Annotated in this window: 16 protein-coding genes; 11 read left to right on the top strand and 5 right to left on the bottom strand. The window is 69.9% G+C overall.

Annotated features, from left to right (window positions below; translation table 11 throughout):
* Positions 1-76: 76 nt before the first annotated feature.
* The gene (locus SLW56_RS09630) at positions 77-469 is read right to left on the bottom strand and encodes a DUF4124 domain-containing protein (RefSeq protein ID WP_043093277.1); all 393 of its coding nucleotides are present in this window, start codon (positions 467-469) and stop codon (positions 77-79) included.
* A gap of 77 nt (positions 470-546) precedes the next feature.
* Here SLW56_RS09630 and pssA point away from each other — a divergent pair, with 77 nt between their 5' ends.
* The 4 genes from pssA to SLW56_RS09610 all read left to right on the top strand — a co-directional run bounded on the left by pssA (position 547) and on the right by SLW56_RS09610 (position 4070).
* On the top strand, positions 547-1323 hold the full coding sequence (gene pssA / locus SLW56_RS09625) for a CDP-diacylglycerol--serine O-phosphatidyltransferase (RefSeq protein ID WP_017913906.1): 777 nt from the start codon (positions 547-549) through the stop codon (positions 1321-1323).
* Between the two features lie 14 nt (positions 1324-1337).
* Complete coding sequence (locus SLW56_RS09620; protein WP_295936750.1) at positions 1338-1814, top strand: alanine acetyltransferase; 477 nt, start codon at positions 1338-1340, stop codon at positions 1812-1814.
* The gene (gene rimI, locus SLW56_RS09615; RefSeq protein ID WP_010343574.1) at positions 1811-2299 is read left to right on the top strand and encodes a ribosomal protein S18-alanine N-acetyltransferase; all 489 of its coding nucleotides are present in this window, start codon (positions 1811-1813) and stop codon (positions 2297-2299) included. Before SLW56_RS09620 ends, rimI begins: the two co-directional genes overlap by 4 nt.
* A gap of 616 nt (positions 2300-2915) precedes the next feature.
* Positions 2916-4070, top strand: a complete 1155-nt coding sequence (locus SLW56_RS09610; RefSeq protein WP_153752129.1) for a pectate lyase — start codon at positions 2916-2918, stop codon at positions 4068-4070.
* 447 nt (positions 4071-4517) lie between these two features.
* Here SLW56_RS09610 and SLW56_RS09605 read toward each other — a convergent pair whose 3' ends face one another.
* The 3 genes from SLW56_RS09605 to SLW56_RS09595 form a co-directional block, all read right to left on the bottom strand.
* Positions 4518-7421 (bottom strand): valine--tRNA ligase, encoded by a 2904-nt coding sequence (locus tag SLW56_RS09605; RefSeq protein WP_320694765.1) that lies wholly within the window; start codon positions 7419-7421, stop codon positions 4518-4520.
* Positions 7422-7530: 109 nt separating this feature from the next.
* Positions 7531-7956: a DNA polymerase III subunit chi gene (locus tag SLW56_RS09600; RefSeq protein WP_026144777.1), complete on the bottom strand. Its 426-nt coding sequence runs from the start codon at positions 7954-7956 to the stop codon at positions 7531-7533.
* 124 nt (positions 7957-8080) lie between these two features.
* Positions 8081-9565, bottom strand: coding sequence for a leucyl aminopeptidase (locus tag SLW56_RS09595; RefSeq protein WP_320694764.1), 1485 nt, complete (start codon positions 9563-9565; stop codon positions 8081-8083).
* 107 nt (positions 9566-9672) lie between these two features.
* Here SLW56_RS09595 and lptF point away from each other — a divergent pair, with 107 nt between their 5' ends.
* The 3 genes from lptF to SLW56_RS09580 are packed head-to-tail and all read left to right on the top strand — an operon-like array spanning position 9673 to position 12193.
* Positions 9673-10758, top strand: a complete 1086-nt coding sequence (lptF, locus tag SLW56_RS09590) for an LPS export ABC transporter permease LptF (RefSeq protein WP_010343579.1) — start codon at positions 9673-9675, stop codon at positions 10756-10758.
* Positions 10755-11861, top strand: coding sequence for an LPS export ABC transporter permease LptG (lptG, locus tag SLW56_RS09585; protein WP_017916644.1), 1107 nt, complete (start codon positions 10755-10757; stop codon positions 11859-11861). Before lptF ends, lptG begins: the two co-directional genes overlap by 4 nt.
* A 2-nt stretch (positions 11862-11863) precedes the next feature.
* Positions 11864-12193, top strand: coding sequence for a hypothetical protein (locus SLW56_RS09580; protein WP_267124479.1), 330 nt, complete (start codon positions 11864-11866; stop codon positions 12191-12193).
* A gap of 185 nt (positions 12194-12378) precedes the next feature.
* Here SLW56_RS09580 and SLW56_RS09575 read toward each other — a convergent pair whose 3' ends face one another.
* Positions 12379-12855, bottom strand: a complete 477-nt coding sequence (locus SLW56_RS09575; RefSeq protein WP_320694763.1) for an RDD family protein — start codon at positions 12853-12855, stop codon at positions 12379-12381.
* A gap of 286 nt (positions 12856-13141) precedes the next feature.
* Here SLW56_RS09575 and xerD point away from each other — a divergent pair, with 286 nt between their 5' ends.
* The 4 genes from xerD to purL all read left to right on the top strand — a co-directional run bounded on the left by xerD (position 13142) and on the right by purL (position 21680).
* Complete coding sequence (xerD, locus tag SLW56_RS09570) at positions 13142-14116, top strand: site-specific tyrosine recombinase XerD (protein WP_320694762.1); 975 nt, start codon at positions 13142-13144, stop codon at positions 14114-14116.
* 57 nt (positions 14117-14173) lie between these two features.
* Positions 14174-16375: a hypothetical protein gene (locus SLW56_RS09565; RefSeq protein ID WP_320694761.1), complete on the top strand. Its 2202-nt coding sequence runs from the start codon at positions 14174-14176 to the stop codon at positions 16373-16375.
* Between the two features lie 106 nt (positions 16376-16481).
* Positions 16482-17288, top strand: a complete 807-nt coding sequence (locus SLW56_RS09560) for a DsbC family protein (RefSeq protein ID WP_148829808.1) — start codon at positions 16482-16484, stop codon at positions 17286-17288.
* A gap of 300 nt (positions 17289-17588) precedes the next feature.
* A complete protein-coding gene (gene purL / locus SLW56_RS09555; protein ID WP_320694760.1) occupies positions 17589-21680 on the top strand; it encodes a phosphoribosylformylglycinamidine synthase in 4092 nt (1363 codons plus the stop codon).
* The last annotated feature ends 123 nt before the right edge of the window (positions 21681-21803 follow it).

Here is a 21803-nt window from a genome sequence, read left to right as displayed (position 1 = left end):
CGCCCATTTTGCCAGTCATTGCCGGCGCTGCGGGCATCGCCCGCGGCCGGCCGCGTGCGTTCGGGGCGCGTTCGGCTTACTTGGCGGGTACGGCGGCCGGGGTGCAGTAGGCCTTGATCGCGGCCTCGGCCAGGGCCTTCTGCGCGCCGCGCTGGGATTCGTCCAGTTCCCCGTCCGGCTTGCCGTCGCCATCGCTGTCGGTGGTGATCTTGCCGGGCTTGTCGAGGATGTCCAGGTTCTTGCGCGCGGTCAGGCACCTGGCGTTCTCGGCCGGGGCCGCCTCGGGCGTCTCGGTCGGGGCATCGCCACGGGTATCGACCTTGCGCACCTGGTACTTGCCGCCGGGGGGCGGGGTCTCGGCATAGTGGGTGACGCCCTGCGCGTCCTTCCATTGGTACAGGGTGGTGGCGCCGAGCATGCCGCTGACGGCGAGCAGGGGCAGGCAGCAAAACCGGGGCAGGGCGCGCATCTCGGTCTCCAGGGCGCGGCGGGAGCGCCGATTGCAGCACCCGCCGACGGGCCTGGCAAGTCGATTAGACTGGCGGGATGGACCCATCCCGACCGCCCCCCCGTTCGCGCACCATCTACCTGCTGCCGAACCTGTTCACCACCGCCGGCCTGTTCTCCGGTTTCTACGCCATCATCGCCGCCGCCAACGGCCAGTTCGTGCACGCCAGCGTGGCGGTGTTCGTGGCCGCGGTGATGGACGGGCTGGACGGGCGCGTGGCGCGGCTGACCGGCACCAGCAGCGAATTCGGCGTGCAGTACGACTCGCTGGCCGACCTGGTCAGCTTCGGCATGGCGCCGGCGCTGGTGATGTACCACTGGTCGCTGTCGGCGCTGAAGTTCGACGGCAGCATGCTGGGCCGGGTCGGCTGGTCGGCGGCGTTCCTGTACGCGGCCTGCGCCGCGCTGCGCCTGGCCCGCTTCAACACCCAGGTCGGCACGGTCGACAAGCGCTGGTTCGTGGGCCTGGCCAGCCCGGCCGCGGCCGGGCTGATGATGGCCTTCGTGTGGTCCTTCGCCGACGGCTCGCTGGGCTGGGACGGCGAACAGCTGCGCTACGTGGCGCTGGGTCTGACCGTGACCGCGGCGCTGCTGATGGTCAGCCGCATCCGCTTCTGGAGCTTCAAGGGCAGTGGCGAGAAGGGCCCGCGCACCGACCGGGTGCCGTTCCTGATGCTGGTGCTGGCGCCGATCGTGCTGGCGGTGCTGGTGATCGACCTGGCGCGGGCGCTGCTGGCGATCGGCGTGCTGTACGCGCTGTCCGGGCCGTGCCTGTGGCTGTGGCGGCGCTGGCGCAAGGTGCCGGACGCGGCATGAGCGAGCCCGCGTCCATGCATGCGCCGTTGTGGTCGGCCGAACAGGTCGGCTGGCTGCAGGCGCTGGGTCACACCGTGTATGTGGATGCCGCGGCCGTGGTCGAGCCCGAGCCCGTCCCGTCGCCGGCGACCGAGCCGGCGACGCCGGTGCAGCGCGCGCCATCGGCATCGGCGCCGCCGCGTGGCGGCCATGCCGCCGACATGCCGGCCGGCGACGCACCGGAGCGGCGTCGCGCACCTGCGCCCCCGGCACCGGCGGTGCAGCCGGACGCGCCGCGTGCGGCGCCCGCGGCAGGTGCGCGCCGGGTCGGCCTGCGCCTGCCCGACCGCCTGCAGATCGCCTTGCTGCGCGCTTCCGGCCTCAATCCCAACGATCCGGCCACGCAGGCGCTGATGGCGACCTGGCCGCTGGACGAACTGCGCGGCAACGCCGCGGCCAAGCGCGCGCTGTGGCCGCAGCTGCGCGCGCTGCGCAAGCGGGCGCCGCGATGAGCGCGCTCGGCTCGGCGTCGGCGCCGCCGGCCACGCTGCGCGCCCTGCGCGAGGCCGACCTGGACGCGGTGATGGAGATCGAGCGCCGCGCCTATCCGTTCCCCTGGACCCGCGGCATCTTCCGCGACTGCCTGCAGGCCGGTTACCCGGGCTGGGTGCTGGTGGAGGAGGGCACGATCGTCGGCTATGGGGTGATCAGCGTCGCCGCCGACGAGGCGCATATCCTCAACGTCTGCGTGGCGCCGGAGCGGCAATCGCGCGGCTACGGCCGGCTGCTGCTGCGCGCGCTGATCAAGTACGGCGTCGATCTCGGCGCGCGACGGGTGTTCCTGGAAGTGCGGCCGTCCAATCCCAATGCGATCGCCCTGTATCACAGCGAAGGCTTCAACGAGATCGGCCGGCGCCCGCGCTACTACCCGGCCGCGAACGGCCGCGAGGACGCGCTGGTGATGGCGATCGAGCTGTTCTTCGACGGCATGTCCTGAGCTCCTGCGCGTCCGCCGCGGGCGGCGTGCGGTTTCGTTCGAGTGCCGCCGCCTGGATGCGGAAGGCGTTGGCGCAAGCGCCGGTGTAGGTGGTACCGGCCTACTCCCGGCCGGCGCGGCGGCGCTGTGCCGCATGCGTCCCCCAACCTGATCCTGGCGATGCCGCTGCATGCGGTCGGCGTTGGCGCCGGCAGTGTTCGTTGTGGCAATCGCACCTGCGTGCTGCGTGTCGATGGGCGAGGCCCGGCGGCTGCCACCTGCCGTTTGCGGCTTTCGGTGTTTTTGCGCTGTCGCAGGCGGCCTCCGCAATGTCGCCTTCTGTCGGTGGGACAGCGTTGTTGTCCCGCAGCGATGGTGCCGCTTCGCCCTGGCGCGCGCAGGTGATTCGTGCGACGTGGTTCACACATTGTGCGGTTGGATCGCGCGTTTCTCCAACCCCTCTTTACACGTGCCACGCGCTGTCTACAGTGCGCGCCTCTTCGGCGCCTGCCTCCCACGAAGGCATGACCCGCAGTTGTCCGAGGGGACAGCGATCGCGCAGGCGTCGCCGTGCATTCCGCTGCTGCGGAGCGCGCGCGCCTGCGTCCAAACCACGCACGCTCACGAGGTTTCCAGGATGACCACGCAGTCCCTCATCGCTTCATCGCCGCGCTCGCCGCTGCGCACGTTCGGCCTGGCCCTGTGCCTGGCCGGCCTGGCCGGCGCCGCCCATGCCGACGCCAGCCTGGAGGTCGCCAGCACCGGCTGGGCCACGCAGAACGGCGGTACCAAGGGCGGTTCCAAGGCCGCCGCGGCCGACGTCTACAGCGTCAGCACCGCGGCACAGCTGAAGGCTGCGCTGAAGGCCAGTGCCGGCAGCAACGGCCGCATCATCAAGGTCAACGGCATCATCGACATCAGCGAAGGCACGCCGTACAGCACCACCGCGGACATGAAGAGCCGCGCGCGCCTGGACGTGCCCACCAAGACCACGCTGATCGGCGTCGGCAGCAACGCCGAGATCCGCGAGGGCTACTTCTACGTCAAGGCCAACGACGTGATCGTGCGCAACCTGACCATCGAGAATCCATGGGATCCGCAACCGGTATGGGATCCGAACGACGGCAGCGCCGGCAACTGGAACTCCGAATACGACGGCATGACCATCGAGGGCGCCAGCAACGTGTGGGTGGACCACGTGACCTTCACCGACGGCCGCCGCACCGACGACCAGAACGGCACCGCCAACGGCCGCCCCAAGCAGCACCACGACGGCGCGCTGGACATCAAGAAAGGCGCCAACTACGTCACCGTGTCGTACTCGGTGTTCAAGTCGCACGAGAAGAACAACCTGATCGGCTCCAGCGACAGCGCCTCCAGCACCGACAGCGGCAAGCTCAAGGTGACCATCCACAACACCCTGTTCGAGAACATCTCCGCGCGCGCGCCGCGGGTGCGCTTCGGCCAGGTGCACCTGTACAACAACTACCACGTCGGCAGCACCAGCAATGCGGTGTATCCGTTCTCCTACGCGCACGGCGTCGGCAAGGAATCGAAGATCTTCTCCGAGAACAACGTCTTCGACATCAGCGGCGTGAGCAGCTGCGACAAGATCGCGGCCGACTACGGCGGCAGCGTCTACCGCGATTTCGGCTCGCTGCTCAACGGCCAGGCGCTGACCTGCTCGTGGAACAACAACATCGGCTGGACCCCGCCGTACACCTATTCGCTGTTGCCGGCGAACAAGGTGGCGGCGGACGTCAAGGCCAAGGCCGGCGCCGGGAAGCTCTGAGGGATCGCTACGCCGCCGCCTGGAAGGCCGGGCGGCGGTGTGCGTGTTGCGTGGAATGCCAGTGGTCGGGCGTAGAGCGGCTTTTAACGTTGGCCGCGCTCGTCGCAGGTGCGTTGTGGGAGCCAACTGAGGGAGCGACTTCAGTCGCGACGAGCGAAGTGCAGATCGCCACCGGCTTCGATAGCAGTCTGGGCTAAGTCCTTCCACCAGTGCACCAAACAACTCGCCGAGAATTTCTGTGGGAGCGACTCCAGAGCGGATCCAATAACGACGGGGACCCGCTGCAGGAGCGGCTTCGGCCACGACAGACAGCATTGCTTGCCGTCTGATGGTGCAGCGCGTCGGGACTGAAGTCCCTCCCACATCGCGCATTCGTCAGACGCGCGATACTGCATGATGATGCCTCCGCCACCGCCGTGATGGGCGGAGGCGGCCCAATCGCTCGCGCTACAGCTTGGCGCGCTGCGCGCGCAGGCCGTCGAGCTGCGCGCTCCAGTCGGCCAGGCGCTGGCGTTCCTGCTCGATCACCGCGGGCGGCACCTTGTCGGTGAACTTGCCCAGCTTGGCCTCGCTCTTGTCCTTCTCCGCGGCGACGCGGGCGATCTCCTTGTCCAGGCGCAGGCGTTCGGCATCCAGGTCGACCAGGCCTTCCAGCGGCACCAGCAGCGTCAGTTCGCCGACGATCGCGGTGGCCGCGGCCGGCGACGGCGCGCCGTCGTCCAGCCACTGGATGGACTCCAGCTTGAGCAGGAAGCGCAGCTGCGCGGCGAAACGTTCGATTCGCGCGCGGTCTTCTGCCTGGCCGCCCTGCAGCAGCAGCGGCACCTGCCGCGACGGCGCCACCTGCAGTTCGCTGCGCACGCGGCGCAGCGCCGACACCATCGCCTTCAGCCATTCCACGTCGGCCGCGGCGCCGGCGTAGGCGGCCATGTCCATCGACGCGGCCTCCGGATAGGGCTGCAGCGAGATGGTCGGTGCGGCGATGCCCAGGCGCGGCGCCACCTGCTGCCACAGCTCCTCGGTGAGGAACGGGGTCAGCGGGTGCAGCAGGCGCAGCAGGGTTTCCAGCACGTGCAGCAGGGTGTGGCGGGTGCTGTCGGCGGCGGCCGCATCGTCGCCGCTCAGCGCCGGCTTGGCCAGTTCCAGGAACCAGTCGCAGAACTCGTTCCAGGCGAATTCGTACAGGCACTGCGCCAGCAGGTCGAAACGGTACGCGGCGAACTGCGCCTGCGCCTCGGCCGTGACCGCCTGCAGGCGCAGCAGGATCCACTTCTCGGCATCGGTGGCCGGTGCAAGCGAGGCTGAACCGGCATTCGAAGCGGTGTCCGCGTGGTTCGCCACCTGGGCGCGTGGCGACGCGTTCGTGATGGTCGCTGCGTCCACATCGTCCTGGCGCGTGTTCATGAGCACGAACCGGCTGGCATTCCACAGCTTGTTGCAGAAGTTCTTGTAGCCCTCGGCGCGACCCAGGTCGAACTTGATATCGCGGCCGTGGCCGGCCAGTGCGGCGATGGTGAAGCGCAGTGCGTCTGCGCCGTGGGCGATGATGCCCTCGGGGAATTCCTTGCGCGTGGCCTTCTCGATCTTCTCGGCCATGCGCGGCTGCATCAGCCCGGTGGTGCGCTTGGCGACCAGGTCCTCGATGCTGATGCCGTCGATGATGTCCAGCGGATCGAGCACGTTGCCCTTGGACTTGGACATCTTCTGCCCGTCCTTGTCGCGGATCAGGCCGGTGATGTAGACGTCGCGGAACGGCACCTTCCCGGTGAAGCTGTCGGTGGCCATGATCATGCGCGCCACCCAGAAGAAGATGATGTCGAAGCCGGTGACCAGCACGCTCGACGGCAGGTAGCGGTCGAAGCCGCGCTCGGCCATCGCCTGCGGATCCGGCCAGCCCATGGTCGCGAACGGCCACAGCTGCGAGGAGAACCAGGTTTCCAGCACGTCGCTGTCCTGGTGCAGGGCGACGTCGGCAGCCAGGCCACCCTTGGCGCGCGCGTCGGCCTCGTCGCGGCCGACATAGCAGTTGCCGGCGTCGTCGAACCAGGCCGGAATGCGATGGCCCCACCACAGCTGACGGCTGATGCACCAGTCCTGGATGTTCTCCATCCAGTGGCGATAGGTGTTGATCCAGTTCGGCGGCACGAACTGGATCTGCCCGGACTCGACCAGTTCCAGGCCGCGCTTGGCCAGCGCGTCCATCTTCACGAACCACTGGTCGGTGAGGTACGGCTCGATCACCTGGCCGGTGCGATCGCCGCGCGGCACCTGCAGCTTGTGCGGCTTGGTCTCGACCAGGATGCCGAGGTCTTCGAGGTCGGCCAGCACGACCTTGCGCGCGTCGAAGCGGTCCAGGCCGCGGTATTTTTCCGGGACGCTGTCGTTGAGCGCGGCGGTCTGCGTGAACAGGTTGATCATCGGCAGCCCATGCCGCACGCCGACCTGGTAGTCGTTGAAGTCGTGCGCCGGGGTGACCTTGACCACGCCGGTGCCGAACGCGCGGTCGACGTAATCGTCGCCGATCACCGGCACGCGGCGGCCGGTCAGCGGCAGCGTCACGGTCTTGCCGATCAGGTGCGCGTAGCGCGCATCCTCCGGGTGCACCATCACCGCGGTATCGCCGAGCAGGGTTTCCGGGCGGGTGGTGGCGACCACCAGGTAGTCGCGGGTCTCGCGCAGGGTCTCGTTGCCGTCGGCGTCGTGCTCGACGTGTTCGTAGCTGGCGCCGTCGTCCAGTGTGTAGGCGATCGACCACAGGAAGCCGTCTTCCTCGACGTTCTCCACTTCCAGGTCGGAGATCGCGGTCTTCAGCACCGGATCCCAGTTGACCAGGCGCTGGCCGCGGTAGATCAGGCCCTGTTCGTGCCAGCGCACGAAGGCCTCGATCACCGCCGCCGACGGCTGCGGATCCATGGTGAAGGTGCTGCGCGACCAGTCGGCCGAGGTGCCGAGGCGGCGCATCTGCCGCTCGATGGTGTCGCCGGAATGCTGCCTCCACTCCCAGACCTTGGCGATGAAGCCGTCGCGGCCCAGCGAATCGCGGGTCTCGCCCTTGCCTTCCAGGGTCAGGTTGCGCGACACCACCATCTCGGTGGCGATGCCGGCGTGGTCGCTGCCGACCTGCCACAGCGTGTCGAAGCCGCGCATGCGGTGGTAGCGCACCAGCGCATCCATCAGCGTCTGCTGGAAGGCGTGGCCCATGTGCAGCGTGCCGGTCACGTTCGGTGGCGGCAGCAGCACGGTGTACGGCGTGCCTTTCCCGGACGGCACGAAGTAACCGGACGCTTCCCATTGCGCGTACAGGCGCGATTCGAAGGAGGTGGGATCGTAGCTGGAGGCGAGGGTGGTCATGGAGAAGCCGGGATTGGGGATTGGTGATTCGGGATTTCTTGCCGTGCGGTGCCGATGAGGGAGTGGGGCGGGGACTCATCCCGAATCCCGAATCCCCAATCCCGGCCCCTCACATATCGTGCTTGCTGACCGCGTAGCCCTGGGCCTTGTACTGCTTCCAGCGCTCGCGCAGCGGGTCGCGCGCGGATGGGTCGGCCGGCACCACTTCGAGGACGCGGTCGCAGGCGCCCAGGTAGGGCGCATCGCGCAGGTTGATCACCAGCGGCCGCTGCGGCGCGTCGACGCCGGGCGGGACGATCAGCACCTGCGCCTCTTCCTCGTCGGCATCGGCGTCGGCGATCTGGTGCGGGATGTAGGCGTCGGCATCGAACGCCCACAGCAACTCGTCCAGCTCCTCGGCCTGGGCCATGTCGCGCGCCAGCACCAGCGTCCACAGGTTGGCGTCGTTGGCCTTGCGCGCCAGTTCGCACACCAGCCGCAGCGGTTCGTTGAGGAACCGCGGCTTGGCGATCAGGTAGAAGTCGGCGCGCATCAGAGCGGGGATTCGTTATTGGGGATTGGGGATTGGCAACCGCGTATCATGGTCGCCTGCTGGGGCAGGGGACACGCAAAGGAAACGCGGAGGCGCGTTTCGCGAATCCCCAATCCCGACTCCCTAATCACGCCGCGCCGCCTGCGGCGCGGTCGAGCAACCACTGCGACAACAAGCCCACCGGGCGGCCAGTGGCCATGCCGCGCTTGCCTTCGTCGCTGGCCACGCCGGCGATGTCCAGGTGCGCCCAGCGCTGGCCTTCGGTGAAGCGCGACAGGAAGCAGCCGGCGGTGATCGCGCCGGCCCAGCGGCCGCCGATGTTGTAGACGTCGGCAAAGCTGGAATCCAGCAGGCCCTGGTACTCGTCCCACAGCGGCAGGCGCCAGGCGCGGTCGAACACGTGCTCGCCGGCGGCCAGCAGTTCGGCGGCCAGGTCGTCGTGTTTGCTCATCAGGCCGGCGGTCTGGTGGCCGAGGGCGACCATGCAGGCGCCGGTGAGGGTGGCCACGTCGATCAGTGCCGCTGGCTTGAAGCGTTCGGCGTAGGTCAGCGCATCGCACAGGATCAGGCGGCCCTCGGCGTCGGTGTTGCCGACCTCGATGGTCTTGCCGGACATGCTGGTGATCACGTCCGACGGGCGATAGGCGTTGCCGTCGATCGCGTTCTCCACCGCCGGCACCACCACCACCAGGTTCAGCGGCAGGCGCGCGGTCGCGGCGGCGACGAAGGTGCCGATGACGTTGGCGCCGCCGCACATGTCGTACTTCATCTCCTCGATGCCGCCCTGGGTCTTCAGGTTGACGCCGCCGGTGTCGAAGGTGATGCCCTTGCCGACCAGCACGTAGGGCTGGGCGTCGCCGCCGCCATGCCACTTCAGCACCAGCAGGCGCGGGCGGTTGGCCGAGCCGCGCGCCACCGCCAGCAGCGAGCCCATGCCCAGTTCCTGCATCTGCGTCTCGTCGAGGATCTCGGCCTCGGCGCCGTCCACGCCCCGGGCGAAGGCGGCGGCGGTCTCGGCCAGGTAGGCCGGGGTGCACAGGTTCGGCGGCAGGTTGCCCAGTTCGCGGGCGAATTTCACGCCGGCGGCGATCGCCTCGCCCTGGGCCAGCGCGGTGGTGTCGTCGCCGTGCACGGCCAGGCGGGCGAGGCCGCTGTCGTCGGGCTTCTTCTTGCCGAGGGTGGCGGTGTAGCGGTAGCAGGCGTGGTCGCTGGCGATCACCGCCTGGCGGATCGCCCAGGCCTGGTCGCGGCCCTTGACCTCCAGCTCGCTCAGGGTCAGCAGCGCGCTGGCCGCCGGCCCGCTCTTGAGGGCGCGCGCGGCGTCGCCGACCGCCTTCAGATACTGCGGCACGCCGAACTTGGCGGCGTCGCCCAGGCCCACCGTCAGCACGCGCGGCGCCTGCACGCCGGGCAGGTCGTGGAGCAGGGCGGTGGCGCCGGTCTTGCCGCTGACGTCGCCGCGATCGGCCAGCGCGGTCAGGCGTCCGCCGCTGGCCGCGTCCAGGGCCTGGGCGGCCGGGGACAGGCGCTTGTCGGCGAACACGCCGACGACGATGCAGTCGAACGCCGCGGTGGCCGGGGCGTCGTGGTTCAGGGTGAATTCCAGGGCCATTGATCAGATTCCGTTGGCAAATCCGTACAATCGCGGACTCTTTACCCCCAGTCGGATAGGCTGGGGCAGCCGCGAACGAATCCGAGAGTTTAAATCAACCCACCCCCATGCCGAAGCTCGATCGATACCTGCTGCGCGATTTCGTCCAGAGCTTCTCGGCCACCCTGATCGTGCTGCTGGTGGTCAGCGTCGGTGGTGTGCTGGTGGACATCCTGGGCAACATCGCCGATGGCCGCATCCCGGCCAAGTTGTTGTTTTCACAGCTGGGCCTGCAGTTCGTGGTGTACCTGCCGCTGATCCTGCCGCTGGCGCTGATGCTGGGCCTGCTGCTGGCGCTGGCGCGGCTGTACCGCGACTCGGAAATGGCGGTGATCACCGCCATCGGCGTGGGCCCGCGGCGCCTGCTGCGGCCGATCCTGATGCTGGTGATCCCGGTGGTGACCCTGGTCGGCATGTGCTCGCTGTGGCTGGGCCCCTGGGCCGACCGTACCTCCGACCGGCTGATCGACGAGGCCAACCACAGCCTGCTGATGGCCGGGCTGGAGGCGGGGCGCTTCACCCCGCTGTCCGACGGCGGCATCGTCTACATCAGCACCCTGTCCGGGGACGGCACCAAGCTCAGCAAGGTGTTCATGCAGCGGCAGAAGGACGGCCGCCTGGACGTGGTCACCGCGCAGCGCGGCGCCATGTTCTTCGAGGGCAAGGCCGACCGCTACCTGCGCCTGGAGGACGGCTACCGGGTCGAGGGGCCGCTGGCCGGCGACGGGCTGGATTACCGGATGATGCGCTTCGTCAGCAACGACGTGGCGCTGCCCGACCGCAACGCCGCGCGCAAGGACGATGACCCCGAACTGCTGCCCACCGCCAAGCTGATCGGCGATCCGCGCCCGCAGGCCAATGCGCAGCTGCATGCGCGCCTGGCGCCGCCGCTGCTGGCGCTGGCCTTCGCGCTGCTGACCCTGCCGCTGTCGCGCAGTTCGCCGCGGCAGCAGCGCTATGGCCGGATCATGCTGGCGTTCCTGGCCTACCTGGTCGGCACCAACCTGATGTTTCTCGGCACGCAGTGGCTGAGCACCGAGAAGCTGCCGCGCGCGCTCGGCCTGTGGTGGCTGACCCTGCCGTTGCTGGCCTTGTCGGTGTGGATGTACCTGCGCGATGGCCGGCTGTCGCGGCCGCGGAGGCAGCCGGCATGAGGCTGCGTCCGAACCTGCACGATGTGTACGTGGGCCGCGCCGTGCTCGGCACGGTGCTGCTGACCTGGGCGGTGCTGCTGGGCCTGGACGTGATCATGGCCTTGTCCAACGAGTTCAAGGTCATCGGCACCGGCAGCTACAGCCTGGGCCATGCCGCCGCGTTCGTGGCCTACACGGTGCCGCGCCGCGCCTACACCCTGTTCCCCACCGGCGCGGTGATCGGCGTGCTGATGGGCCTGGGCCAGCTTGCGGCCACCTCCGAACTGACCGCGCTGCGCGCGCTGGGCCTGTCGCGGCGCCGGCTGAGCCTGGCCGCGGCCTCGACCATGGCGGTGCTGACCGTGGTCATGGTGGTCAACGGCGAGACCCTGGCGCCATGGGCGCAGAACCAGGCCGACGCGATCAAGGCCAACGCCAAGTACAACGGCGACATGAGCATGGCGCGCTATTCCGGACTGTGGGCGCGCGAGGGCAACACCTTCCTCAATGCCCAGGCCGGCGAAGAGCACCTGGAGGACGGCGGCGGCACCTGGCTGGAGCTGCGCGACGTGCGCCTGTACACGCTGGACGAGAGCGGCCGGCTGGCGTCGCTGACCCATGCCGCCATCGCCGAGCACCGGCACAACGGCTGGACGCTCAAGCAGGCCTACCGCGACACTTTCGCCGAACGCTCGGTGCAGCGCGAGAAGTTCGACAGCCTGCCGTGGCAATCGCAGCTGGACGCGGCGGCGCTGGCCTCGGGCCTGGCCAAGCCGCGCAACCTGTCGGCGCGCGACCTGCACACCAGCATCGAGTACCGCCGCCGCAATGGCCTGGACGCGCGCGACTACGAGGACCAGTACTGGAGCCGCTGGTTCTATCCGCTGAATGTGCTGGCGCTGTGCTTCGCCGCGATCCCGTTCGCGTTCGGCGCGCTGCGCAGTGGCGGCATGGGCAAGCGCCTGTTCCTCGGCATCCTGTTCGCCCTGGTGTTCTGGCTGCTGCAGCTGTTCTTCGGACGCATGGCCGGCGCCCTGAAGTTCGACTACCGCATCGCCTACGCCTTGCCGCCGCTGGTGATGCTCACCGTGTCCTGGTTGCTGTTCCGCAAACGCAGCAGTTAGCGATGCGGCGTCCGAGCACGACCGGGCTGGCGTTCTGCGTTCTGTATCTGGCAACGATGGCGTGCTGTCAGTGGCTGGCGAGCAATCCGCATTTCGATGGCCATGTGCGGTCGTTGGTGAAGATACTGCCGTTCCTGCCCATCTTGCTTCCGCTGGCCACAATCGGACTGATGCCGCTGCTGGATCGGTTGCCGCAGGCCGTCGTGCCGTTGCTGTTGCTCCTGTGCATGCTGTGGGGGAGCTATTGGCTGGGCCGATTCCTGGAGCGATGGATCGGCGCCAAGCTCGCCTCGCGCAAGGCCGAATCGCTGCGCAAGCACCAGGATCGGTAATGACGCTGCTCGCCGTCTTCGCACGCCACGTGGGTCACACCCCGCCGCGCGCCCAGGCAGTGCAGTCAGGGCTTCGTTCTCGGTAGCCGGGTCAGGCGAGTGCCGCTGGCACGGTCGTGCCGCGCCGCAGCGGTCTCGATGTGCCAGGAGCGGTTGGCGCGCTGCCGAGCGCCCATGCGCTGCGGTCAGGGCTTGGCCTTGGGCTGGCGGCTCAAGCGCGTGCCGCTGGCCCTGTCATGCCATGTCAACCGTTCGCGATCAAAAAGCGCCCACCAGAACCCCAGCCCGCCCAGTAACAACGACACGGTACCGACCAGATAGCGCCGCCACAGCGCGCCCCAGCCTGGCGCGTTGCCGTCGGCGCCGTGCAGGCGCAGCCGCCATGGGCGCATGCCCAGGGTCTGGCCGCCACGACGCCAGCTCAGCGTCGCGTACAGGCCGGCCACCACCCAGCAGCACAGCCACAGCAGCCACTGCAGGGCGCTGAACGGGGCGATGTTCTCGCGCGGCGCATGGCCCTCCAGCGTGTAGCCGAGGGTGAACAGCGCCGAGACCACGAACCACAGCGCCAGCACTGGCCAGGCGTCGTAGAACAGCGCCAGCAGCCGCCACAGCAGCAGCGCGCGTGGACGGGGGGCGGAAGCGGGAGGCGGTGCGCTCATCGACACAGCTTAGAGCCAGTCGCACGCTTTGCGGTGGACTGCGTTGCGCGCGGCTCGGGCATGCGCAGCCCTGCGCTCGTCCCGCCCACATCGACCTTGCGCCCCCCGGCAAAGCCGCTAGGCTTTCCCGATTCCCGATTCCCGATTCCCGATTCCCGATTCCCGATTCCCGATTCCCGATTCCCAATCCCCAATCCCCAATCCCCAATCCCCAATCCCCAATCCCCAATCCCCAATCCCCAATCCCCAATCCCCAATCCCCAATCCCCAATCCCCAATCCCCCAAATGCCCTCCCTGCATTCCCCCGCCGAACGCCGCCAGCAGACGCAACGGCTCGCGCCGCTGCGCGAGGCCGATGCGCTGGCGATCCAGCAGTTCCTGGATGCGGCCTGGGCCGAGCAGGGGTTGGCGCGGCAGAGCCTGGACAGCTACCGCCGCGACCTGGAGGGCTTCGCGCGTTGGCGCGACGGTGCCGGCGGCGGGCTGGCCGGTGCCGATCGACAGGCGCTGTTCGATTACTTGGCATGGCGTACCGAGCTGGGCTATTCGCCGCGCAGCAACGCCCGCTGGCTGTCGTCGCTGCGCGCGTTCTTCGCGCTGCGCGTGCGCCGCGGCGAGCGCAGCGACGACCCGACCGCGCTGCTGGAACCGCCGCGGCTGCCGCGTTCGCTGCCCAAGGCGCTGGCCGAGAGCCAGGTCGATGCGCTGCTGGCGGCGCCGGACGCGACCGCGCCGGCGGGCCTGCGCGACCGCGCCATGCTCGAGCTGATGTACGCCGCCGGCTTGCGCGTCAGCGAACTGGTGAACCTGCCGGCCAACGCGGTCAATCTGCGCCAGGGCGTGCTGCGGGTCACCGGCAAGGGCAGCAAGGAGCGGCTGGTGCCGTTGGGCGAGGAATCGCAGCACTGGCTGCAGCGCTATCTGGACAGCGCCCGCCCGGCGCTGGCGGCGGGGCAGGCGGTGCCGGCCAGCGATGGCGTGGTGCCGCTGTTCATCGACGCCGCGCGCCGCGCGCTGACCCGCCAGCAGTTCTGGGGGCTGGTCAAGCGCTATGCGGCGGTGGCCGGGATCGATCCGGTGCGGATCAGCCCGCACGGCCTGCGCCACAGCTTCGCCACGCATCTGCTCAACCGCGGCGCCGACCTGCGCGCGCTGCAGATGCTGCTCGGCCACAGTTCCCTGTCCACCACCCAGATCTACACGCTGGTGGCGCGCGAGCACCTGCAGAGCCTGCACCGCAAGCATCATCCGCGTGGCTGAGCGGCAACTGCAGCTGCCGCCGGCGATGGCATCCTTTCCCTTCCATCGAGTGCGTCCATGAGCGAGTTGCGACATCGCGTTTCCCATGCGCCAGCACGAGCTTGTGCCGGCCTGCTGCTGCTCGCGCTCGGCAGCGCGTTCGCGGCCGGGCCGGTGCAGCCGTCCGCCATGCTGGCGGCCGAGCCTGGCGACAGCGCGTGGCAGATCGCGGCTGCCGGCACGGCGCTGGAGGCGCAGGCACCGGCGGTGCGTCGCCACGACGATCTGCTGTTCTGGACGCTGCCGGGAGGGCAGCGCGAACCGGCCACGGCGGCGCATCTGCTGATCGCAGCGCCGTATGCCCAGGTGCAGGCCGCGGTACGTGGCGTCGTGCAGGCGCAGGGGGGCTTCCAGGAAGGCAACGAGACCTTGCCGCTGTCGTATCTGCCCGACGATTGGGGCCGGGTCCTGCTGTCACGCCGCCAGGACCTGCGCGCGGCGCTGGCCGAGCGCTTCGCGCAGCCGATGCTGCAGGCGGCGGTGGAGCAGGGCGCGCTGACTGAGGAGGAGGCGCGCACGCGCCTGCAACAGGCGCGCGAGCGCAGCGATTGGGCGCCACAGGATCGCGCCGAACTGGCTGTGTTCCGCGAGACGCGCTATGCGGAATACTGCGCCACGCGCAGCGAACGCCAGGGACTGAGCGGGCGTCTGGAACTGAGGGTATGCGTCTTCGACATGACCGCGGCCATGGGGCATGCGACCACCGCGCTGAGCATCGAGCGCACCGACAACTACGCCAATCCGGATTACAGCGTGATCAGGCAGATCACCCAGTTCAATCCGCTGGGCGGTGCGTCGCAGCCGTCGCGGTTGAGCCAGCGCGTGGTGCCGGCGGTGCTGTTCCAGGCCGTGCGCCAGGCGCTCGCCGCGAGCGTGCCGCAGCAGCCGGTGCGTGTGGCCGCGTCGCCGTTGGCATGGACGCTGCCGCCGCAGCGCGCCCGTGCGGCGCCGGCCATCGCGTTTGTCCCGCCGCGCAACGACGTGCCGCTGTTGCCGTTCGACGCGCTGCCCTGGGACGCGCTCGGCGGCGAACTGGCCACGGCGGACAGCGGCGCCCGCTACCCGCGCGATCTGCTGGCGCTGCCCGACGGCGATCTGTTGCTCAGCATGCAGGTGCTGGGCGGGACGGACGCCAGCACCCGGCTGTGGCGGCTGCATCACGACGGCACGCGCTGGCAGACGGAAACGGTCTGGCAGGGCGAGGGCGGTGCGCAACGGCTGATGTCCGATGCGCAGGGCAGCCGCGTGTGGTTCCTGGCCGGCGCCGCTGGCGAGTCCGCCGTTCTGTATGCCTATGACGTCGCCTCGCGGCGCCTGCGTCGCTACCGGGTCGATGGCGAGGGCAGCGATGGCGACGCGCGCTGGGAACTGGATGCCGCGCAGCGCCCCGTGTATTTCGATCACAGCTACGCTGGCGGTGGCGGTGGCGGTGCGTTCGGCAGCAGTCGGTTCATCCTGAATGCGCCGACCGCTGCGGTACCGGCGGCTGATGGACCCTGGGCGTTCGCGCCGGTGTTCGGCGCGCCGCGACAGGCGTTGATGGATGCGGCGAAGAAGGGCAATGCGCAGCTGTGGCCGGTGCGCCTGCGCGACCCGCATGCGCTGTGGGTGGAGGATGCCCAGGGCATCGCCGCCCTCGATCCGACCAGCGGGCGTGTCCTGCGCGCGTTCGCGTTGCCGCAGCGTTTCGGTCGCCCCGATCCGGCCGACGCCTCCGGCGTGGCACAGTGGGTGCCCACCCCGTTGGGGTCGCTGCAGGGTCGCTGGATCGCCAGCGGCTTCGTGCTGATGCTGGCCGACCAAGGCACCGGGACGCCGCAGTTCGCGCCGTCCGGCGCGTCGAAGGCGCAGCCCGAAGCGCGCTTCGTCGGTATGCATGTGCTGGATATGGACGACGGCCGCGTGCGCCTGTCGGCCTTGCTGGGGTGCGCCGACGCGCTGAAGGCGGCGGCCCGTTCGGCGCACGGCCGGCTGCTGGCGCTGGGCAGCGACGCCCCCGCCGCGGCCGGGCCGCAGCTGGCGCTGTGGCAGATCGCCGCCGCGCAGACACCGCTGCGCTTGGCCTCGCCGGCGCGCGGTTCGCTGAACACACTGGCGTTTTCGTGGGACGGCGCCACGCTCTGGGCCTTGACCGATGGCGGTCTGCTGCGCTGGTCGCTGCCACTGGCGCTGCGCGATCCGGCGGGTGCGGGCAGCTATCCGGAGCACGCGAAATACTGATCCGCGCCCTTGCTGCGACGGCGTGCCCCCCGCTCAGCCTGTCTACATCGAGCGGACAAGGGGGTATGCGACAATCCGGCCGATCCGCAGCCCTCATGGATAGCCAATGCTCCGTTTTGCTCTTTTTGCGCTGCTGTGCGCCACTTCTCTTTCCGCCTGCGCGCAGCCGGCTTCGCCCACCGGCGGCGCTGCCGCTGCCAAGCCGGCCGCCGCCGCTCCTGCCGGCGCACCGGGCGAGCAGCGCGTACGCGCGGCGCTGCTGCAGCTCGATCCCAACTTCAAGCCCGACTACATCGGCGCCGCGCCGTTCCCCGGCTTCCGCGAAGTGGTGGTCGGCGGGCAGGTGCTGTACGTCTCCGACGACGGCCGCTACCTGTTCCAGGCGCAGCCGTTCGACATCCAGGAAAAGCAGTTCGCCTCCAGCGAAGGCCTGCTGAGCTACCGCCGCAAGCTGCTGGAATCGGCGCCGCGTGCCGACCGCATCGTGTTCGCCCCGGCCAATCCCAAGTACACCATCAGCGTGTTCACCGACATCGAATGCGGCTACTGCCGCAAGCTGCACAGCGAGATCGGCGAGCTCAACAAGCAGGGCATCGCCGTGGAGTACCTGGCGTACCCGCGCATGGGCCTGGGCAGCCAGGACTACAAGGACATGGTCGCGGTGTGGTGCGCGGCCGACAAGAAGCAGGCGCTGACCGACGCCAAGGCCAACGGCAAGGTGCCGAGCGCGACCAACTGCAAGAACCCGGTGACCATGCAGTACAACCTGGGTCAGCGCCTGGGCGTCAACGGCACCCCGGCGATCTTCGCCCCGGACGGCACCCAGATCGGCGGCTACCTGCCCCCGGCCAAGATGCGCGAGGCGCTGGACAAGCGCGCGGCGGAAGCGACGAAGGCGGGCGGAAGCCGCTGAGCGGCCGGGAATGGGGAAACGGGAATCGGGAATGGGTGCGACGTCGCTCGTTCCCGCGGCCACGGCCGCTGAACGCCCGTCTCTCCCCCTTGGTCGGCGGTGCGGCCTTTGCGCCACCGTTGGTGCCACCGCGCGTTTTGCCGCTGGAGCGCCGCGTCCGCTGTCGCCCAACCACCTCTAGCACGTCCGCTGGCGCCGACCCCGCTCGGCGGCCGGCTGTGCCGATTCCCCATTCCCGAATCCCCATTCCCAGCTCTCCGCTACAATAGCCAGCCCGTTTCCTCACACGGTTCCCCGGACATGATCGTCCTCGAGGGCGCTTCCGCCCTTTCGCCGTTCCGTCGCGCTCGGCTCGAAACCCGCCTGCAGTCCCTCGTTCCCGGCGTGCGCATCGTCGGCGCCTGGCACGTGTACTTCCTCGACGGCGACGACGCCGGGCAACTGGACCTGGTCGCGGCCCGCCGCATCCTGCAGGCGCAGGACGCGCCGGCGCCGGCGGAGGCGGGCACCTGCTCGCGCTACGTAGTGCCGCGGCTGGGCACGCGCTCGCCGTGGTCGAGCAAGGCCACCGAACTGGTCCGCGGTGCCGGGCTGGCGATCCGCCGGGTCGAGCGCGGTACCCGCCTGGACCTGGCCGGCTGGCCGCAGGCGCCGGCCGACCAGGCCGCGCTGGCCAAGCTGCTGCACGATCCGATGACGCAGTCGCTGCTGGACGATGCCGCACAGGCGCAGGCGCTGTTCCAGGCGCCGGCGCGCGGCGAGGTCGAGCGCATCCCGCTGGATCAGCTGGAAGCGGCCAACGCGCGCCTTGGCCTGGCCCTGGCCCAGGACGAGATCGATTACCTGCGCCAGCGCTTCGGCGAACTCGGCCGCGATCCGGCCGACGTGGAACTGATGATGTTCGCGCAGGCCAATTCCGAGCACTGCCGGCACAAGATCTTCAACGCCAGCTGGACCATCGACGGCAAGGAGCAGGACCGCTCGCTGTTCCGGATGATCAAGCACACCCACCAGCAGACCCCGCAGCACACGCTCAGCGCGTACAGCGACAACGCGGCGGTGGTGGAAGGCCATCCGGCCGCGCGCTATCGCCCGGATCCGGCCAGCGGCGAGTACCGCAGCGAGGCGGTGACGCCGTCGGCGTTCTGCATCAAGGTCGAGACCCACAACCACCCGACCGCGATCGCGCCGTTCCCGGGCGCCTCCACCGGTGCCGGCGGCGAGATCCGCGACGAGGGCGCCACTGGCCGCGGCGGCAAGCCCAAGGCCGGCCTGACCGGCTTCAGCGTCTCGCACCTGCGCATTCCCAGCCTGCCGCAGCCGTGGGAAGGCGCGCGGCCGCTCAACCCGCGCATGGCGCCGGCGCTGGAGATCATGCTGGACGGCCCGCTCGGCGGCGCCGCGTTCAACAACGAATTCGGCCGGCCCAACCTGCTCGGCTATTTCCGCAGCTTCGAGCTGCCGGAGACGCAGGACCTGACCCGCGCCTACGACAAGCCGATCATGCTGGCCGGCGGTCTGGGCGCGATCGATCGCGTGCAGGTGGAGAAGATCCCGCTGCAGCCCGGCGATGCGGTGATCGTGCTCGGCGGCCCGGCGATGCTGATCGGCCTGGGCGGCGGCGCGGCCAGTTCGGTGGCTTCCGGCGACAGCGCCGAGGACCTGGATTTCGCCAGCGTGCAACGCGACAACCCGGAGATGGAGCGGCGCGTGCAGGAGGTCATCGACCGCTGCGTGGCGCTGGGTGCGGACAACCCGATCCGCTGGTTCCACGACGTCGGCGCCGGCGGCCTGTCCAACGCCATTCCCGAACTGCTGCACGATTCCAGCGTAGGCGGCCTCATCGACCTGGACCGCGTGCCCAGCGACGACCCGTCGCTGTCGCCGATGCAGCTGTGGTGCAACGAATCGCAGGAGCGCTACGTGCTCGGTGTGCCGCAGGCGCGCCTGGCCGAATTCGCCGCGATCTGCGAACGCGAGCGCTGCCCGTTTGCCGCCGTGGGCGTGGCGACCGCCGAGGAACGGCTCGTCGTGGGGTACGGGGTGCTCGGCGGTGGGAATGGAGAATCGGGAATCGGGAATGGTGAAAAGCAGGCAGACTCCGCTGTTGCCCATTCCCCATTCCCCACTCCCCATTCCCAGCATCCGATCGATCTGCCCATGGACGTCCTCTTCGGCAAGCCGCCGAAGATGCATCGCGACACCCGGCAGCCGCCGGCGCCGCGCTGGCCGGAGCTGGACACCGAGGCGCTGGATCTGCGCGAGGCCGGGCTGCGTGTGTTGGCCCATCCGACGGTGGCGGCGAAGAGCTTCCTGGTCACCATCGGCGATCGCAGCGTCGGCGGCCTGACCGCGCGCGAGCAGATGATCGGTCCCTGGCAGTTGCCGCTGGCCGATTGCGCGATCACCCTGGCCGGCTTCGACACCCACGCCGGCGAAGCGATGGCGATCGGCGAGCGCACCCCGCTGGCCCTGCTCGACGCCGCCGCGGCCGCGCGGATGGCGGTGGGCGAGGCGATCACCAACCTGTGCGCGGCGCCGGTGCAGGCGCTGGACCAGGTCAAGCTGTCGGCCAACTGGATGGCCGCGGCCAACCACGACGGCGAGGACGCGCGCCTGTACGCCGCGGTCAAGGCGGTGGGCATGGAACTGTGTCCGCAGCTGGACCTGAGCATCCCGGTGGGCAAGGACTCGCTGTCAATGCAGGCGCAGTGGAGTTTGGCCGGGACCCGGGACGCGGGACCCGGGACCCGGGAGGAGCAAGAGCAACGGCAAAAGCAGGATGCTGCGCCTTGGGACGCTAAATCTGCGGCTACCGACGGCGCCGCTGTTCCGGGTCCCGGGTCCCGGGTCCCGGGTCCCGCCGCCACCCACAAATCCGTCTCGCCCGTCTCCCTCATCGTCTCCGCCTTCGCGCCGGTCGCCGATGCGCGGGCGCAGTTGACGCCGTTGCTGGCGCGCGAGGCCGAGAGCGAGTTGTGGTTGATCGGGCTGGGCGGCGGCAAGCAGCGCCTGGGCGGTTCGGTGCTGGCGCAGGTGCATGGCGACGGTGCGCTGCCGGCGTTCGGCGGGGCGGTGCCGGACCTGGACGATCCGCAGCGGCTGCGCGCGTTCTTCGAACTGATCCGCGATGCGCGCGAGGCTGGTCTGCTGCTGGCGTATCACGACCGCAGCGACGGCGGCGCGTTCGCCACGCTGTGCGAGATGGCGTTCGCCTCGCGGCAGGGCCTGGACATCACCCTCGATGCCTGGGGCGACGATCCGTTCCGCAGCCTGTTCAACGAGGAACTGGGCGCGGTGGTGCAGGTCGCGCGCGAAGACCGCGCGGCGTTCGCCGACCTTGTCGAGCGCCATGCGCTGACCGAGTGTGCGCAGCGCATCGCCCGCCCCAGCACCGCTGCGGCGGTACGCGTGGGGCTGGGCGGCAAGACCCTGGCCGAATGGCGTTGGGACGAGTTGTTCGATGCCTGGTGGTCGGTGACCCACGCCATGCAGACGCTGCGCGACAACCCCGACAGCGCCGCCGAGGAGCGCGCGCTGGCGCGCGATTTCGCCGCGCCCGGGCTGAAGCCGAAACTGGCCTTCGACCCGGCCGAGGACGTCGCCGCGCCGTTCGTGGCCAGCGGCCAGCGGCCGAAGGTGGCGATCCTGCGCGAGCAGGGCGTCAACGGCCAGATCGAGATGGCCAATGCGTTCGAGCGCGCCGGCTTCCGCGCCTTCGACGTGCACATGAGCGACCTCATCGCCGGCCGCGTGGACCTGGCCGACTTCGTCGGCCTGGCCGCCTGCGGCGGCTTCAGCTACGGCGACGTGCTCGGCGCCGGTCGCGGCTGGGCCACCTCGATCCTCGAGCGGCCGGCGCTGCGCGATGCCTTCGCCGCGTTCTTCGCGCGTCCGGACACCTTCGCCCTGGGCGTGTGCAACGGCTGCCAGATGCTCAGCCAGCTCAAGGACATCATTCCCGGTGCCGAGCACTGGCCGCGCTTCCTGCGCAACCGCAGCGAGCAGTTCGAGGCGCGCACCAGCCTGCTGGAAGTGGTGGAATCGCCGTCGATCTTCCTGCGCGGCATGGCCGGCTCGCGGATCCCGGTGGCGGTGGCGCACGGCGAAGGCCGCGCCGAGTTCGACACTGCCGTGGACCAGGCCGCCGCGCGCGTGGCGCTGCGCTTCGTCGACGGCCATGGCGCCGTCGCCACGCAGTACCCGCTGAACCCGAACGGCTCGCCCGACGGCATCACCGGCCTGACCAGCGACGACGGCCGGGTGACCATCCTGATGCCGCACCCGGAACGCACCCTGCGCTCGCTCAACCTCAGCTGGCATCCGGCCGAGTGGCCGGACGAGGCGCCGTGGCTGCGCATGTTCCGCAATGCGCGGGTGTGGGTGGGCTGAAGCCCGCCCCCGGCGCGCTCGCCGCGATGGCGGCGCGCCTGTCTGGTGGGCTGCCGACGGCGACGTGTTCTGCGACCTGATCGCGTGCTGGCGCTGGCTCTTGCCAGGGCGCCGTCGGCAGCG

The organism is Xanthomonas sp. LF07-6, from assembly GCF_034105445.1.
In the GTDB taxonomy this organism is placed as follows: domain Bacteria; phylum Pseudomonadota; class Gammaproteobacteria; order Xanthomonadales; family Xanthomonadaceae; genus Xanthomonas_A; species Xanthomonas_A sontii.
The sequence above is the reverse complement of the archived record's forward strand: the minus strand, read 5'-3'. Positions and strand labels throughout refer to the sequence as shown.

What these genes read in the sequence shown, in the direction of transcription:
- SLW56_RS09630 (WP_043093277.1), bottom strand. Translation starts at nt 469, where the DNA reads ATGCGCGCCCTGCCCCGGTTTTGCTGCCTGCCCCTGCTCGCCGTCAGC.
- pssA (WP_017913906.1), top strand. Translation starts at nt 547, where the DNA reads ATGGACCCATCCCGACCGCCCCCCCGTTCGCGCACCATCTACCTGCTG.
- SLW56_RS09620 (WP_295936750.1), top strand. Translation starts at nt 1,338, where the DNA reads ATGCATGCGCCGTTGTGGTCGGCCGAACAGGTCGGCTGGCTGCAGGCG.
- rimI (WP_010343574.1), top strand. Translation starts at nt 1,811, where the DNA reads ATGAGCGCGCTCGGCTCGGCGTCGGCGCCGCCGGCCACGCTGCGCGCC.
- SLW56_RS09610 (WP_153752129.1), top strand. Translation starts at nt 2,916, where the DNA reads ATGACCACGCAGTCCCTCATCGCTTCATCGCCGCGCTCGCCGCTGCGC.
- SLW56_RS09605 (WP_320694765.1), bottom strand. Translation starts at nt 7,421, where the DNA reads ATGACCACCCTCGCCTCCAGCTACGATCCCACCTCCTTCGAATCGCGC.
- SLW56_RS09595 (WP_320694764.1), bottom strand. Translation starts at nt 9,565, where the DNA reads ATGGCCCTGGAATTCACCCTGAACCACGACGCCCCGGCCACCGCGGCG.
- lptF (WP_010343579.1), top strand. Translation starts at nt 9,673, where the DNA reads ATGCCGAAGCTCGATCGATACCTGCTGCGCGATTTCGTCCAGAGCTTC.
- lptG (WP_017916644.1), top strand. Translation starts at nt 10,755, where the DNA reads ATGAGGCTGCGTCCGAACCTGCACGATGTGTACGTGGGCCGCGCCGTG.
- SLW56_RS09580 (WP_267124479.1), top strand. Translation starts at nt 11,864, where the DNA reads ATGCGGCGTCCGAGCACGACCGGGCTGGCGTTCTGCGTTCTGTATCTG.
- SLW56_RS09575 (WP_320694763.1), bottom strand. Translation starts at nt 12,855, where the DNA reads ATGAGCGCACCGCCTCCCGCTTCCGCCCCCCGTCCACGCGCGCTGCTG.
- xerD (WP_320694762.1), top strand. Translation starts at nt 13,142, where the DNA reads ATGCCCTCCCTGCATTCCCCCGCCGAACGCCGCCAGCAGACGCAACGG.
- SLW56_RS09565 (WP_320694761.1), top strand. Translation starts at nt 14,174, where the DNA reads ATGAGCGAGTTGCGACATCGCGTTTCCCATGCGCCAGCACGAGCTTGT.
- SLW56_RS09560 (WP_148829808.1), top strand. Translation starts at nt 16,482, where the DNA reads ATGCTCCGTTTTGCTCTTTTTGCGCTGCTGTGCGCCACTTCTCTTTCC.
- purL (WP_320694760.1), top strand. Translation starts at nt 17,589, where the DNA reads ATGATCGTCCTCGAGGGCGCTTCCGCCCTTTCGCCGTTCCGTCGCGCT.